Origin of the sequence: Zhongshania sp. (genome assembly GCF_029212375.1) — a bacterium.
Taxonomy (GTDB): domain Bacteria; phylum Pseudomonadota; class Gammaproteobacteria; order Pseudomonadales; family Spongiibacteraceae; genus Spongiibacter.
On record NZ_JARGNU010000015.1, the window covers coordinates 36,343 to 51,532 of the forward strand.

Annotated in this window: 15 protein-coding genes; all 15 read right to left on the reverse strand. The window is 48.9% G+C overall.

Annotated elements, in window-relative coordinates; translation table 11 throughout:
* Positions 1-13: 13 nt before the first annotated feature.
* Complete coding sequence (glmS, locus tag P1U47_RS14380; RefSeq protein ID WP_301029878.1) at positions 14-1,843, reverse strand: glutamine--fructose-6-phosphate transaminase (isomerizing); 1,830 nt, start codon at positions 1,841-1,843, stop codon at positions 14-16.
* A 23-nt stretch (positions 1,844-1,866) separates the two neighbouring features.
* The gene (glmU, locus tag P1U47_RS14385) at positions 1,867-3,249 is read right to left on the reverse strand and encodes a bifunctional UDP-N-acetylglucosamine diphosphorylase/glucosamine-1-phosphate N-acetyltransferase GlmU (RefSeq protein ID WP_301029880.1); all 1,383 of its coding nucleotides are present in this window, start codon (positions 3,247-3,249) and stop codon (positions 1,867-1,869) included.
* Positions 3,250-3,375: 126 nt separating this feature from the next.
* Positions 3,376-3,801 carry a F0F1 ATP synthase subunit epsilon gene (locus P1U47_RS14390; RefSeq protein WP_301029881.1) on the reverse strand — a complete coding sequence of 142 codons (426 nt, stop codon included), beginning with the start codon at positions 3,799-3,801 and terminating at the stop codon, positions 3,376-3,378.
* Positions 3,802-3,839: 38 nt separating this feature from the next.
* Positions 3,840-5,237, reverse strand: a complete 1,398-nt coding sequence (gene atpD, locus P1U47_RS14395) for a F0F1 ATP synthase subunit beta (RefSeq protein WP_301029882.1) — start codon at positions 5,235-5,237, stop codon at positions 3,840-3,842.
* A 57-nt stretch (positions 5,238-5,294) separates the two neighbouring features.
* The gene (gene atpG, locus P1U47_RS14400; protein ID WP_301029884.1) at positions 5,295-6,161 is read right to left on the reverse strand and encodes a F0F1 ATP synthase subunit gamma; all 867 of its coding nucleotides are present in this window, start codon (positions 6,159-6,161) and stop codon (positions 5,295-5,297) included.
* A 51-nt stretch (positions 6,162-6,212) separates the two neighbouring features.
* Entirely contained in the window at positions 6,213-7,757 is a 1,545-nt protein-coding gene (atpA, locus tag P1U47_RS14405; protein WP_301029886.1) for a F0F1 ATP synthase subunit alpha, read from the reverse strand.
* 31 nt (positions 7,758-7,788) lie between these two features.
* Positions 7,789-8,325 carry a F0F1 ATP synthase subunit delta gene (locus P1U47_RS14410; RefSeq protein ID WP_301029888.1) on the reverse strand — a complete coding sequence of 179 codons (537 nt, stop codon included), beginning with the start codon at positions 8,323-8,325 and terminating at the stop codon, positions 7,789-7,791.
* A 12-nt stretch (positions 8,326-8,337) separates the two neighbouring features.
* Entirely contained in the window at positions 8,338-8,808 is a 471-nt protein-coding gene (locus P1U47_RS14415; protein WP_301029890.1) for a F0F1 ATP synthase subunit B, read from the reverse strand.
* Positions 8,809-8,861: 53 nt separating this feature from the next.
* Positions 8,862-9,101, reverse strand: a complete 240-nt coding sequence (atpE, locus tag P1U47_RS14420) for a F0F1 ATP synthase subunit C (RefSeq protein WP_008253083.1) — start codon at positions 9,099-9,101, stop codon at positions 8,862-8,864.
* Positions 9,102-9,144: 43 nt separating this feature from the next.
* Positions 9,145-10,083, reverse strand: coding sequence for a F0F1 ATP synthase subunit A (gene atpB, locus P1U47_RS14425; RefSeq protein WP_301029893.1), 939 nt, complete (start codon positions 10,081-10,083; stop codon positions 9,145-9,147).
* Between the two features lie 30 nt (positions 10,084-10,113).
* Positions 10,114-10,539, reverse strand: coding sequence for an ATP synthase subunit I (locus P1U47_RS14430; RefSeq protein ID WP_301029894.1), 426 nt, complete (start codon positions 10,537-10,539; stop codon positions 10,114-10,116).
* A gap of 244 nt (positions 10,540-10,783) precedes the next feature.
* The gene (locus P1U47_RS14435) at positions 10,784-11,719 is read right to left on the reverse strand and encodes a ParB/RepB/Spo0J family partition protein (protein ID WP_301029896.1); all 936 of its coding nucleotides are present in this window, start codon (positions 11,717-11,719) and stop codon (positions 10,784-10,786) included.
* The gene (locus tag P1U47_RS14440) at positions 11,712-12,533 is read right to left on the reverse strand and encodes a ParA family protein (RefSeq protein WP_301029898.1); all 822 of its coding nucleotides are present in this window, start codon (positions 12,531-12,533) and stop codon (positions 11,712-11,714) included. Before P1U47_RS14440 ends, P1U47_RS14435 begins: the two co-directional genes overlap by 8 nt.
* A gap of 39 nt (positions 12,534-12,572) precedes the next feature.
* On the reverse strand, positions 12,573-13,199 hold the full coding sequence (gene rsmG, locus P1U47_RS14445; RefSeq protein WP_301029900.1) for a 16S rRNA (guanine(527)-N(7))-methyltransferase RsmG: 627 nt from the start codon (positions 13,197-13,199) through the stop codon (positions 12,573-12,575).
* On the reverse strand, positions 13,200-15,092 hold the full coding sequence (gene mnmG / locus P1U47_RS14450) for a tRNA uridine-5-carboxymethylaminomethyl(34) synthesis enzyme MnmG (protein ID WP_301029902.1): 1,893 nt from the start codon (positions 15,090-15,092) through the stop codon (positions 13,200-13,202). It abuts the gene before it with no gap.
* Between the last annotated feature and the right edge of the window lie 98 nt (positions 15,093-15,190).

Here is a 15,190-nt window from a genome sequence, read left to right on the forward strand (position 1 = left end):
AATTAGTTTAGCGCTATTCTACAGTGACAGATTTTGCAAGGTTACGCGGCTGATCCACATCCGTACCTTTCAAAATAGCCACGTGGTAGGAAAGCAATTGCAGCGGAATAGTGTAGATAATCGGTGCTATTACGTCGCTTACGTGGGGCAGTTCAATGATGTCCATGCCTTTGGCCGCTGTGAAGCCAGCGGCCTTGTCGCAGAATACAAAAAGCTGGCCGCCGCGCGCTTGAACTTCTTCGATATTAGATTTGAGTTTTTCTAAAAGCACGTCGTTGGGCGCAACGGCAATAACGGGCATATCGGCGTCGACCAAGGCCAGTGGGCCGTGCTTTAGTTCCCCTGCCGGATAACTTTCGGCGTGGATATACGATATTTCTTTTAGTTTTAATGCGCCTTCCATGGCCACTGGCCACTGTGCGCCACGGCCTAAGAAAAGCGCGTGGTGTTTGTCGGCAAAGGCATTGGACATTTGCTGAATACTGGAATTTAACGCCAGTGTTTCAGTTAATAAATCGGGGAGTTTATGCAGTGCGCTGACTATCTCGGTTTCTTCTTCTTCTGTCATATCGTGATGACGGCCAAGGGCAACCGTTAAAAATAGTAAGGCCACTAACTGGGTAGTAAAGGCTTTAGTAGAGGCGACGCCAATTTCTGGCCCCGCTTCCGTCATAAGATATAAATCAGATTCTCTAACCAGTGAACTCTGGGCCACATTGCATACGGTTAGTGATGCGCAGTAACCAAGCGTTTTCGCCAATCGCAAGGCCGCTAAGGTATCGGCTGTTTCGCCGGATTGAGAGATAGTGACTAACAGGGTGTTATCTTGCACTTTAAATTTTCGGTAGCGAAATTCACTGGCTACCTCTACTCGGCAGGGTACCCCGGCCAGTCCTTCGATCCAGTATTTTGCAACCATGCCCGCGTGGTAGCTGGTGCCGCAGGCAACAATTTGTATTGACGACACGGTTTTAAGTATTTCTTCAGCGCGGGCGCCCATGGCCTCAGCGAGAATTTTTTTGGCGCCCAATCTTCCAAGTAATGAGCGGCGGATAACAGCGGGCTGCTCATAAATTTCTTTGAGCATATAATGGCGGTATATGCCTTTATCGGTTGTTTCTGCAGCGGTATCTATCTGGGTAATATTTCGCGACACTAAATTAAAATCGCTGTCGCGGATAATATATTTGTCGGTGTATATTTCGGCAATATCGCCCTCTTCCAAATACACAAAGCGATCGGTAACTTGGCGCAGAGCGAGTTGATCTGATGCAATAAAGTTCTCGCCAATACCCATACCAATAACAAGCGGGCTGCCCTTGCGCGCGCAGAGTATCCGCTGAGGTTCCTTGGCATGAATAACGGCTAAACCGTAGGCGCCGTCTAATTCGGGAATGGTGTCGCGCAGTGCTGTTAATAAGTCGCCACTTTGCTGGTAGTGGAAATGCATTAAATGCACGATGGTTTCGGTGTCGGTTTGCGAGACAAAAACATAGCCGAGACTTTCTAAGCGTATGCGCAACTCGGCATGATTTTCAATAATGCCATTGTGAACCAAGGCGATATCACCCGAGTTGTGAGGGTGCGCGTTAACTTCTGAGGGTTGACCGTGGGTTGCCCAGCGGGTGTGGGCGATACCGATATGGCTAGACAGCGGGTTGTTATCCAGCTCCTCTGCAAGCTTTTGGACCTTACCCACTTCTTTGCGGGTATCTAGTTCGCCACTGGCGGTAATTACCGCCATACCTGCAGAGTCGTAACCACGGTATTCTAAACGCCGCAGGCCTTCGAGTAATATTCTGGGAACCTCACGTTGCGCGACCGCGCCTACAATGCCACACATAGTCTGGTTTCCTTATTAATCATTTAATCGCGAGCTAGTTTTTTGGGCCGTTGCCAACCGCTTATATTACGTTGTTTGCCCCGCGCCACCGCCAATTCACCCTCGGCAATATTGCCAGTGATTACTGAGCCTGCGCCAATGGTTGCCGCTTTGCCAACGGTGACCGGCGCTACCAACGCGGTATTGGAGCCTACAAATACGTCGTCTGCTAAGGTAGTTTTATACTTGTTTACGCCGTCGTAGTTACACGTAATGGTGCCGGCGCCAACGTTAACGTTGCATCCTATCTCGGCGTCGCCGATATAGCTTAGATGACTAACCTTGCTGCCAATACCGATATTGGCTTTTTTGGTTTCAACAAAGTTTCCTATTTTTACATCGGCAGCTAATACGGTGCCGGGCCGCAAACGCGCAAAAGGGCCAATACTACAATCCTCGCCGACAACCGCGCCTTCGAGCACGGAGTTTGCTTTTATCTCAGCCTTGCTGGCGATGTTTGAGTTAGTGATATGGCAGTTAGGGCCAATACGCACACCGTCGCCAATAATGACCTCTCCCTCAAATACGCAGTTAATATCAATGAATACGTCGCTACCAGTGATTAAGCTACCTCGCACATCTATACGGCTCGCATCGGCTAAGCTCGCGCCCGCTAACATAAGCTGTTCGGCATAGCGCCGCTGATAGAAGCGTTCTAGCTGCTCTAGCTGTAAACGGGTATTTGCGCCTTGAACTTCCATTGGTTCATCGGCCTTAGCCACATTTATTGCGATACCGTCGTTAACCGCCATGGCAATAATATCGGTGAGATAGTATTCGCCTTGGACGTTGTTGGCGCTGAGCGCGGGTAGCCACCGTTTTAGCGCCGTCGCTGAGACACACATAATGCCGGTATTTACTTCATTGATTTTAAGTTGCTCTACGCTGGCCTCTTTATGTTCGACGATTGCAACAACGCGATTGTCGCTATTGCGAACAATACGACCGTAGCCGGCGGGATTCGCTAATTCAACGGTGAGCAAGGCGAGCTGCTCTGCAGCGGCCTTTTCAGTATTGATAGTGATTAGCTGCATTAGTGTTTCGGCCGTAATCAAGGGCACATCACCATAGAGAATCAGCACCTGAGCTTGATCACTAATCGCGGGCAGGGCTTGCGCAACAGCGTGGCCTGTCCCTTTTTGCTCACTTTGCAGCGCCCATTGAATAGCTGTATCAGCAATAGTTTGCTTAACTTGCTCTGCGCCATGCCCTATTACGACATGTGTCTTATTGCTGGCAATGGCCTTTGCGAGGTCGAGCACGTGGCCCAGCATGCTTTTACCGGCGATGGGATGGAGTACTTTGGGGAGTGCTGAGCGCATTCGGCTACCCTGTCCGGCTGCCAATACCACCACTTCTAATGTCATTGTTATGCCCTTATCCCAGCGCGAATTTTGTTCGTAAAACTTACATACTTGATTGTAGCGGGAAATAGTAACGGATACGAAAAAGGGCGGCCAGAGCCGCCCTTTTCTTAATACAGCAGAGCTGTATTATTTACTCAGAGATTTCCGAATTTGTTGCAGTGTCCGGAGCTGAGCGGTAGCTGCTGCTAACTGCGCGGCTGCGCGTGAGTAGTCGATATCACCACTCTGATTTAGCATCGCTTGTTGAGCGTGTTTCTGTGCTTCCAGCGCTGCAGCCTCATCGAGATCGCCAGCGCGAATCGCGGTGTCGGCCAGAATACTTACCACATTGGGCTGTACTTCTAGATAACCACCAGAAACATAAAAAATCTGCTCTTCGCCGTTGTCCAGCACAATACGTACCGGGCCGGGCTCTAGCGCTGTTAGCAACGGCGCGTGACCATAGGTCACACCCAAGTCACCCTGAGTACCGTTTGCAACAATCAGCTTAGCGCGACCAGAAAACAACTCTGCTTCTGCACTAACGATGTCACAATGAATAGTCATAGCCATATTTTAGCCTCTCAGGCGTACAGCTCGCTTACGCGAGCTTACAGTTTAGCCGCTTTCTCGATTGCTTCTTCGATGGTACCAACCATGTAGAAAGCCTGTTCTGGCAGGTGATCGTAGTCACCGTTCAGAATACCGCTAAAGCCAGCAATGGTGTCTTTCAGAGACACGTACTTACCTGGGCTACCGGTGAAGATTTCAGCAACGTGGAAAGGCTGTGACAAGAAACGTTCGATCTTACGAGCACGCTCAACGGTCGTTTTGTCTTCTTCTGACAATTCGTCCATACCGAGAATGGCGATAATATCTTTCAGTTCTTTGTAGCGCTGCAATACGTTCTGTACGCCGCGAGCCACTTCGTAGTGCTCAGCACCAATGATCAGCGGATCCAACTGACGTGAAGTTGAGTCCAATGGATCTACTGCAGGGTAAATACCCTTAGCAGCAATATCACGGCTCAGTACAACAGTTGAGTCTAAGTGAGCAAAGGTGGTTGCTGGCGATGGGTCAGTCAAGTCATCCGCCGGTACGTATACCGCCTGGATAGAGGTGATAGAGCCAGTCTTAGTCGAGGTGATACGTTCCTGAAGAACACCCATCTCTTCGGCCAGTGTTGGCTGGTAACCTACCGCTGAAGGCATACGGCCCAACAGTGCAGATACTTCGGTACCGGCCAAGGTGTAACGGTAGATGTTGTCAACGAACAACAGTACGTCACGACCTTCGTCACGGAATTTCTCAGCCATGGTCAAACCAGTTAGTGCAACGCGCAAACGGTTGCCCGGTGGCTCGTTCATCTGGCCGTAAACCATTGCTACTTTAGATTTGCTGAAGTCTTGAACGTTTACAACGCCCGCTTCCTGCATCTCGTGATAGAAGTCGTTACCTTCACGAGTACGCTCACCAACACCGGCAAATACCGACAAACCGCTGTGCTCGGTTGCGATGTTGTTGATTAATTCCATCATGTTTACGGTTTTACCAACACCGGCACCACCGAACAGACCAACTTTACCACCCCGTGCGAACGGGCAAACCAAGTCGATAACCTTGATACCGGTTTCGAGCAGGTCGTTAGAAGACGCTAATTCTTCGTAAGCTGGTGCCTTACGGTGAATAGGCATACGCTCTTTTTCACCAATAGGGCCACATTCGTCAATGGGGTTACCAAGAACGTCCATGATCCGGCCCAGGGTTTCAATGCCCACGGGTACTTTAATCTTGTCGTTAGTGTTGCTAACGTCTAGACCACGACGCAATCCTTCAGAAGAACCGAGGGCGATGGTGCGAACTACGCCGTCTCCTAATTGCTGTTGCACTTCCAGGGTTAGACCGCTGTCAGTAACCAACAGTGCATCATAGACCTGTGGTACCGCATCGCGTGGAAATTCCACGTCGATAACGGCGCCGATAACTTGTACGATACGTCCGCTACTCATGTCCGGTTCCTCTTCAAAACCTTAAATAATCAAATTCTGTTTCAGTGGTGAAAAATCTTACGACGCTACCGCCGCTGCACCACTCACGATTTCTGACAGTTCTTGGGTAATTGCTGCCTGACGTGCTTTGTTATAAACCAGCTGCAGACCGTCGATAATATCGCCGGCATTGTCAGTCGCGTTCTTCATCGCGATCATTCTTGCAGCTTGCTCACAGGCACCGTTCTCAACCACTGTTTGGTAAACCTGTGACTCAACGTAGCGAGTCAGTAAGCCTTCCAGTAATTCTTCAGGGCTGGGCTCGTAAATATAATCCCAATGATGCTTTAAACTGTCGTCTTGCTCTGCTTCCAGAGGCAGTAACTGGCTTACAAATGGGCTCTGAGTCATGGTATTCACAAACTCATTACCAACCAGATACAGGCGGTCGATATTGCCTTCGCCGTAAGCGTCGAGCATAACCTTTACACTGCCAATCAAATCAGCAACGCTGGGCGCTTCGCCCATGTCTTTAGCCGCTGCAACCACGTTGCCGCCGTAGCTCTTGAAAAATGCGCCGGCCTTGCTGCCGATTAAGCACAAATCAATTTCTACGTTCTTGTCAGACCAGCCTTTCATCGCCTTGATAGCTTTTTTGAACACATTGGTGTTCAAGCCGCCGCACAGACCGCGGTCTGTAGAAACAATGACGAAACCGACGCGTTTAACTTCCCGCTCAGTCATATACTGATGACGGTACTCTGGATTTGCATTGGCGATATGGCCCACCACCGCGCGCATGCGCCGTGCGTAGGGTTTACCCACTTCCATGCGATCTTGAGCTCTACGCATTTTACTCGCCGCAACCATTTCCATGGCGCTAGTGATTTTTTGCGTGCTCTTGATGCTGGATATCTGGGTGCGTATCTCTTTTGCACCTGCCATGATTCAACAATCCTCAAGCAGAAAAGCTGCGCGATAGCGCAGCTTAACGTCTTACCAAGTCTGAGTTGCCTTGAACTTTTCAACGAGTTCTTTGAACTTGCCTTCGAGTTCTGCGTTCCAGTTACCGCTGTCGTTGATTTCTTTCATTACGCCAGCGTATTCACTGTTGGCGAAAGACAGAATTGCAGATTCAAAATCAAGAATCTTGGCAACTTCAACGTTTTTCAGGTGACCTTCGTTAGCGCAGTACAAAGATAGACCCATGTCAGCAATACTGAGCGGGCTGTACTGTTTCTGCTTCATCAGTTCGGTAACGCGCTCACCTTGTGAAAGCTGAGCTTTAGTCGCTTCATCAAGGTCAGAAGCGAACTGCGAGAACGCCGCCAATTCACGGTACTGAGCCAGCGCGGTACGAATACCACCAGACAATTTCTTGATGATCTTGGTCTGCGCTGCACCACCAACCCGCGATACCGAAATACCGGCGTTCATCGCTGGGCGAATACCTGAGTTGAACATATCTGTTTCAACAAAGATCTGACCGTCGGTGATGGAGATAACGTTGGTCGGTACGAAAGCCGATACGTCACCTGCTTGGGTTTCGATAACAGGCAGAGCTGTTAATGAACCTGTTTTACCTTTCACTTCACCGTTGGTGAATTTCTCTACGTAATCTTCTGAAACGCGGGCTGCGCGCTCAAGTAGACGAGAGTGGAGGTAGAATACATCGCCGGGGTAAGCTTCACGACCCGGTGGACGACGCAGTAACAGGGAGATTTGACGGTAGGCCCAAGCCTGCTTAGTCAAATCATCATAAATGATCAATGCATCTTCGCCGCGATCACGGTAGTACTCACCAATAGTACAGCCAGTGAAAGGCGCAATGAACTGCATAGATGCTGGATCAGAAGCCGTCGCCGCAACTACCACAGTGTGGTCCATTGCGCCGTGCTCTTCTAATTTACGCACAACGGCGGCAATAGAAGAGGCTTTCTGACCGATTGCTACGTACACACACTTAATACCAGAAGATTTCTGGTTAATGATGGCGTCGATAGCAATTGCAGTTTTACCGATTTGACGGTCACCGATAATCAGTTCGCGTTGACCGCGACCGATTGGCACCATGGCATCAACGGCTTTAAGGCCGATCTGCACGGGCTGGTCTACCGACTTACGCCAAATTACACCGGGCGCAACTTTTTCAATTGCATCGGTTAATTTTGCGTTGATGGGGCCTTTACCGTCGATAGGGTTACCCAGTGCATCTACAACGCGACCAAGCAATTCCGGACCAACCGGTACTTCTAATATACGACCAGTACACTTACAGGTCTGGCCTTCGGCGATACCAAGGTAATCACCTAAAACCACGGCGCCGACCGAATCGCGCTCAAGGTTAAGTGCCATACCAAAACGGCCACCTTCAAACTCGATCATTTCGCCGTACATCACATCGGTTAAACCGTGGATGCGTACGATACCGTCAGATACCGATACTACCGTGCCCTCGTTTTGGGCTTGGGCAGACACATCTAAATTTTCGATGCGCTGTTTGATAATATCGCTAATCTCGGATGGATTCAGTTGCTGCATGCTCTGTTCCTCAATCCTATTCTTTAAACGCTCAGGAATTTAATGCTTCAGCGAGTTTCGCTAAGCGACCGCGCACCGAGCCATCTATCACCAAGTCACCTGCTCTAATCACCACGCCACCGATTAACTTGGCATCTACATGGGAGTGAACATTCACTTGGCGAGCCAATTTCTTAATCAAAACTTCGGCAAGACGCTGCTCAGAGGCTGTGTCCAAGGCAAACGCGGAGGTAATTTCGACATCCACGGTTTTTTCTTGAATCGCCTTCAGCGCTTCAAACAATTCGCTGATTGTTGGAAGCAAGCTCAGTCGCTTGTTCTCTGCGAGTATCTTGATGAAATTTTCGCCGCCAGCATTAAAGGTATCGGCGCAAATATCAATAAATGCCTGCGCCTGCTGAGCGGTTGTCAATGCAGGGGAGCTCAATACGTTCTGAACACCCGCCTGCTGAGCAACTGCTGCTGCGGTATTCAGCATTTTTGACCATTCGGCCAATGCTGAAGATGCCAAAGCATGCTCGAAAGCTGCCTTGGCATAGGGTCTTGCTGTTGTGCTTAATTCCGCCATGATCAACTCCGCTTACAGGCTTGCTGCCAGCTTGTCGACCATGTCTTTATGAACAGACTCATCGATAGATGCTTCCAGCACTTTGCTCGCGCCAACCAAGGCCAGTTTTGCAACTTGTGAACGCAGCTGTTCTTTAGCGCGGTTTACATCTTGCTCAATCTGGGCTTCGGCGGCGGCTTTCAGGCGTTCGCCTTCAGCACGTGCCACGTCTTTAGCTTCTTCAACGATTTGGCTAGCGCGCTTGTTAGCAGCATCAATAATAGTTGCTGCTTCGCCCTTCGCTTCGCGCAGTTGCTTGGCGGCTTTCTCTTGAGCTAACTCAAGATCACGGCCAGCGCGGTCTGCGGCATCCAAACCATCAGCGATTTGCTTTTCACGCTCGTCCATCGCTTTGCGAATAGCACTCCACACAAATGCGTGGCAGAACCATACAAAGAACAGAAAGCTGATCGATTGTCCAATCAGTGTGAGATTAATATTCACGCCGATACCTCTGCTGTATGAATTTGCTGTCTATGTTTTGTCGTAGCGAGCAATTAAGCAGGCAGACCAGGAACAACAACAAACAGGACGTACATCGCGATACCAACACCGATCATTGGAACCGCATCAAGCAGACCAGCGATCAGGAACATTTTACCTTGTAGCATTGGTGCTAATTCTGGCTGGCGAGCTGAACCTTCGAGCAATTTTCCGCCCAAGATAGCGAAGCCAATGGCCGTACCCAGTGCGCCAAAACCAATCATCAAAGCAACAGCGATCAGTGCTAAACCCATGGTAGTTCTCCTACTTTCAACTTTAAGTTAATAAAAATGGTAATCAGTGAAACTGGTCTTCTTCTTCAATTTGATGTGCCGTTGCCATATAGACAATGGTTAACACCATGAAGACGAATGCTTGTAGGGTGATTACAAGGATGTGGAATACTGCCCACGCCCACTGCAACACACCAGCAAATATACCTAGTACTAAACCCGCACCAAACATAGTCGCAATAAGGATAAAGATCATCTCACCGGCGTACATGTTACCGAACAGTCGCAAACCCAATGAAATCGGTTTAGAGATCCAAGAAATTGCTTCTAGTGCAAAGTTAATTGGCACTAACAATATATTGACGTACCACTTGGGGCTGTGGAAAGGATGCAGGGTAAGCTCCTTTACAAAACCCATAAAGCCTTTTTTGGCGATAGTGAAATACACCATCAGTCCAAATACTGTGAAACCCATACCCAAGGTAACGTTTGGGTCGGTAGTTGGCACAACTTTAAAGAAGAAATGCGAATTACCGGTTACCCAGCCCATAAAGGCGGGAATCCAGTCTACCGGCACTAAGTCCATGGTATTCATCAGAATAATCCACATGAAAATAGTTAGCGCCATTGGCGCGATCATGGCATTTTTATGATGAAAACCGTCTTTTACGGTTTGATCAATAAAGCCAATAATCATTTCAACTAAGTTTTGTGCGCCGCGCGGTACGCCACTGTGCGCGCGTTTGGCGATTCGTGCAAAAATCAGCAAGAATAAAAAGCCCAAACCAATTGACCAAAACATGGAATCGACATGAATAGCCATAAAGCCCATATCTGATGCTTCAGCGCCACTGTGAGCCATTGTCCACGTGTCTTGGCTTAAGACTTCATGCACATGACCTTTGTCATCTAGACGTTCATAGCCGGCGGGAAGCTTACCATAGGTTAAATTGGTAAGATGGTGCTGGATATAACCAACGGTAGACTGTGATTCAGCTGCCATGTATCTCTCTCGTAAATGTTAAGCGTTGAGCTAATTTGACGCTTTTTTGTTTACCACGGTGAAGTGGGCAAGTATTACAGCGTTCAGCAGCATAACGATCAGATATGCCAGAAATAAGACAAACACCTGCAAAGGCTTTACAACGGCAAATGTCGTGGCAAATAAACCCAGTGTTGCAATAAATTTCCCCGATTCACCACGGTAAAATGACTGAGTCACCTCACGTGCGTAAGCCGCACCTGTGTATCGAAATATTTGGCGCGCAAAATACGCATTGGGTATTACGGAAATCATTCCCCCGATTACGATGGAATAGGCCACAACCACATCCAAGGGGATTGCTATAACACTGGCCAATAGCACCACTGCAAATTGCAAACCATACATTTTCATCACCGGCGGCCTAGCTATTTGATGAGCAGTGCGCGGGATTTTCCGCTGTCTTTCTGCTTTCATATTGCTTCCGCTGTTGCCGAAAATGGCTAATTTTATGCCTGTACTGCTTGTCCAAAAAGCGGGGCGAATTATATGGGCTATATGGTTAATGTTCAACCGATTTCAGTACTTATGGTACTAAAGTCATATATTCACGAAATCTATTTTAACTACTAAAATCAAGAATTTATCTTTTAAGTCCACCATCACGCTCAATAAATACACTACATAATGTAGGGCTTTATACACATAAACACAAAATACGCTATTTAATGTGATTTAAAATGCCGTCTAGCTCATCTAGGCTGCTGTATTTAATACTTACCGTGCCGCGACCTTTGGCACTGTGAGCAATCGCCACGGGTGAACCGAGCCGCTCCGACAGACTTTCTTGCAATTGCTTAATATCGGGGTCGAGTGATTTTTGGGGCTTGAAGCTCTGCTTTTCGTCAACCATACGACGAACTAGCGCTTCGGTTTGCCTAACAGACAAACCTTTGCTTACTACCATCGACGCCGCGCCAGACTGCTCTTCTTGAGGCAAGCCCAATAGCGCGCGACCATGACCCATTTCAATGTCACCGTTTTCGAGCAGGGTTTGCACTTCCTCTCGCAAACCAGTGAGGCGCAATAAATTAGTGATTGTGGTGCGGGATTTGCCCACTAATTGTGCAATTTCAGCGTGGGTTAATTCAAATTCCTTTTGCAAACGGACCATGGCTAAGGCTTCTTCCATGGGGTTGAGGTCTTCGCGCTGCAAATTTTCGATTAGCGCCATCGCGGCAGCGGCTTCGTCGGGCACATCGCGAATTAAGGCGGGTACCGAATCCAGCCCAGCTAATTGGCAGGCGCGCCAACGCCGTTCACCGGCGATTATTTCGTAGCGACCGCCATCGATTGGCCGCACTACGATCGGCTGCATAATACCTTGTGAACGAATGGAGTTCGCGAGCTCTTCTAAGGCTTCTGGCTGCATATCGCGACGCGGCTGATAGCGACCGCGTTGCATAAATTCAACTGGCAAATTACGCAGCGTACCATCTGGTGTCGCCACGTTAGACACCGTCGATGGCGGCGCTGCGAACTCATCTTCAGCTCCGGCGGGGCTTGGCGCATTATCTGGCGTTGCTATTGCGACTGGCGTTGACGCCGCGCCCAACAAGGCGTCCAAGCCACGACCTAAACCTCTTTTTTTAACCATGAATTTGCCCAAGCTGTTCGTCTTCTTTTACGTCACCGTGGGAGTCTGTTTTCCCCGCGCGGCGCAACATTTCGCCGGCTAAGGCCAAGTACGCCAACGAGCCTTTTGACTGCTTATCGTAAAACAATATTGGCAGGCCATGACTCGGCGCTTCCGCGAGACGGACATTGCGAGGAATAACAGTGCTGTATAATTTTTCGCCAAAATGCCGACGCAGCTCGTCAGTCACTTGGTTTGTTAAGCTATTGCGACCATCAAACATGGTACGCAAAATACCTTCAATTTCTAATTTGGGGTTTATTAGCTGCTTGACCCTGTTGATTGTATTAATCAAGGCGCTTAAGCCTTCCAGTGCATAGTATTCGCACTGCATGGGAATAATTACTGCGCCGGAACCAGCCAAGGCATTGATTGTTAACATGTTTAGCGATGGCGGGCAGTCAATTAGGATATAGTCGTAATCACCTAATATTGGGGCTAAGGCTTCGCGGAGACGAAATTCTCGACCAATCTCATTGAGTAATTCGACTTCTGCCGCGGTTAGGTCTTGGTTGGCCGGTAGAACCATAAACCCGCATTCTGGTGCCACCACTACGGTGTCTGCCACACTGCGGCCCGCGACCAACACATCGTAAACTGAGTATTCCAAACTGGCTTTATCTATTCCGCAACCCATGGTGGCATTGCCCTGAGGGTCGAGATCGATCAGTAGGATTTTACGTTTGGTTGCCGCCAGGGACGCGGCCAGATTCACGCTGGTCGTGGTTTTGCCCACGCCACCTTTCTGGTTGGTGACTGCATATACCTTGGCCACGAAATTTCCCTGTCAATTGCGCTATATGGTGTTGGCCGATTAGTGACGGCTAAGAACCAGTAAATGTCTGGCTTCATCCACGGCGGGCACAGACAAAACGTGCGAATGCTCGACGATAAAGTGTTTTGGAAGCTGACTCAACTCCCCTTCTGGAAAAACGCCTTTCATGGCGTACAGTTTGCCCTCTGGACTAAGCAAGCTTTGGCAACCGTTTACCATGTCGAGCAGTGAGGCAAACGCCCGCGACAAAATCCCATCGAATAACACATCGCTTTGAAATTGCTCAACCCGCGCGGTGTGGACGCTTATATTCGTTAATTTAAGCTGCATTTGCGCTTCAATCAAAAACCGCGTTTTTTTGCCATTACTGTCGAGTAAGCCAAATTGCTTGTCGGGGAAAAGAATGGCTAAGGGAATGCCAGGCAAACCTGCGCCGGTACCCACATCCAGACACCGCTTGGCGCTAATATACGGGGCAATGCTCAAACTGTCCAAAATATGGCGCGTAATCATCGCCTCTGGATCGCGAATGGCCGTTAAATTATAGGCCTTGTTCCATTTATAAAGCAGGGCGACATACTTCAGCAGTAAATCGCTTTGGGCCTCGCTAACATTCAGTCCCAAAGCACTAATCCCTTCAGTAAGGGTCTTTTTTAACACATCCACTCAGGCAGATTTCCTGTCCAGCAAGCCACGTTTTTTTAAATAGATAAGTAATAACGACACAGCAGCAGGTGTTACCCCTGGTATCCGCGACGCTTGGGCTAAGGTTTGCGGCCGCGTATTACCAAGTTTTTGTTTCACTTCGTTAGACAGACCTTCGATAATGCTGTAATCAAAATCTATTGGCAGCCGCGTGTCTTCATGACGGCGCAGACGATTAATTTCGTCTTGTTGACGATCGATATAACCCGCGTACTTCACCCCAATTTCGATCTGCTCGGCGATCTGTTCGTCGACAATACCCATTTCACCCTGTGCAAAAGGTGCCAAATCGGTGTATTTGAGTTCTGGACGTTTTAGCAAATCCAGCAAGTTGTACTCGTGGCTGAGGGGCTTTTCGATTTTTTCAGCCAATATCGCCGCTTCACTGCTGCCCGGCTGAACCCAACACTCGGCCAAGCGCTGACGTTCAATCTCGATGTTTTCACGCTTAGCTGAAAATATCGACCACCGCTCATCGTTCACCAAGCCTAATTCGCGGCCTTTCTCGGTTAAGCGCAAGTCCGCATTATCTTCTCTAAGCAATAAGCGGTATTCCGCCCGCGAAGTGAACATGCGGTAAGGCTCTTTGGTGCCCATGGTAATAAGATCATCAACCAAAACGCCGATGTAAGCCTCATCGCGACGCGGACACCAAGCATCACGCCCTTGGGCCAATAACGAAGCGTTCGCGCCAGCCAGTAAACCTTGGGCCGCGGCCTCTTCGTAACCTGTTGTGCCATTAATTTGGCCAGCAAAAAATAGGCCTTTTACAAATTTTGTTTCCAGCGAGTATTTTAGGTCTCGAGGTTCAAAATAATCATACTCAATCGCATACCCTGCCCGCGTCATATGAGCATTTTCGAAGCCCTTAATTGAACGGACCAAATTTAACTGCACATCGAAGGGCAAACTGGTCGAGATGCCATTGGGATAAAGCTCGTGGGTATTTAAGCCCTCTGGCTCAATAAAGACCTGATGACCGGTTTTATCGGCAAAACGATGCACTTTATCTTCTATTGATGGGCAATAACGGGGGCCAATACCTTCAATCACTCCGGTGTACATTGGCGAGCGATCTAAACCACCGCGAATAATTTCATGGGTCTTTTCGTTGGTATGGGTGATCCAGCAACACACTTGCTCTGGGTGTTGTTGGCGATTACCCAAATACGACATCACTGGCCGCGGGGTATCGCCCCACTGCGCTTCCAGCCCGTCAAAATTGACTGTTTTGGCATCAATTCGTGGTGGTGTTCCGGTTTTTAGGCGGTCTACCCGAAAAGGCAATTCGCGTAACCGCGATGCGAGCGCGATGGATGGCGGATCGCCTGCTCGGCCGCCACTGTGGTTGTCTAAACCAATATGAATTTTTCCACCGAGGAAGGTACCAGCAGTAAGCACCACGCTTTTAGCAAAAAAGCGCAAGCCAATATTGGTCACTACACCGCGGACTTCGTCGTTTTCAACAATGAGATCGTCAACAGCTTGCTGAAAAATAGCGAGGTTTTCTTGGTTTTCAAGAATCGTGCGAATCGCGGCCTTGTATAAAACGCGGTCTGCCTGAGCACGCGTTGCCCGCACTGCGGGGCCTTTACGGGCGTTGAGGACACGAAATTGGATACCGCCAAGATCAGTCGCTTTTGCCATTGCGCCGCCCAAGGCATCGATCTCTTTTACCAAATGACTCTTGCCAATCCCACCAATAGCAGGATTACACGACATTTGGCCTAGGGTTTCTATGTTATGGGTCAACAGTAGAGTTGCCGAACCCATACGAGCTGCCGCTAAGGCGGCCTCGGTTCCGGCGTGACCACCACCAATAACTATAACGTCGAAATGCTGCGGATAATCCACGAGACACCTAAAAAGGAAGAAAATGAGAAGGAGCGAAATTATACGTGTATCTAAGCATCCTGCAATGAATTGGTGAAAATTTAATCAGTTATCATTTA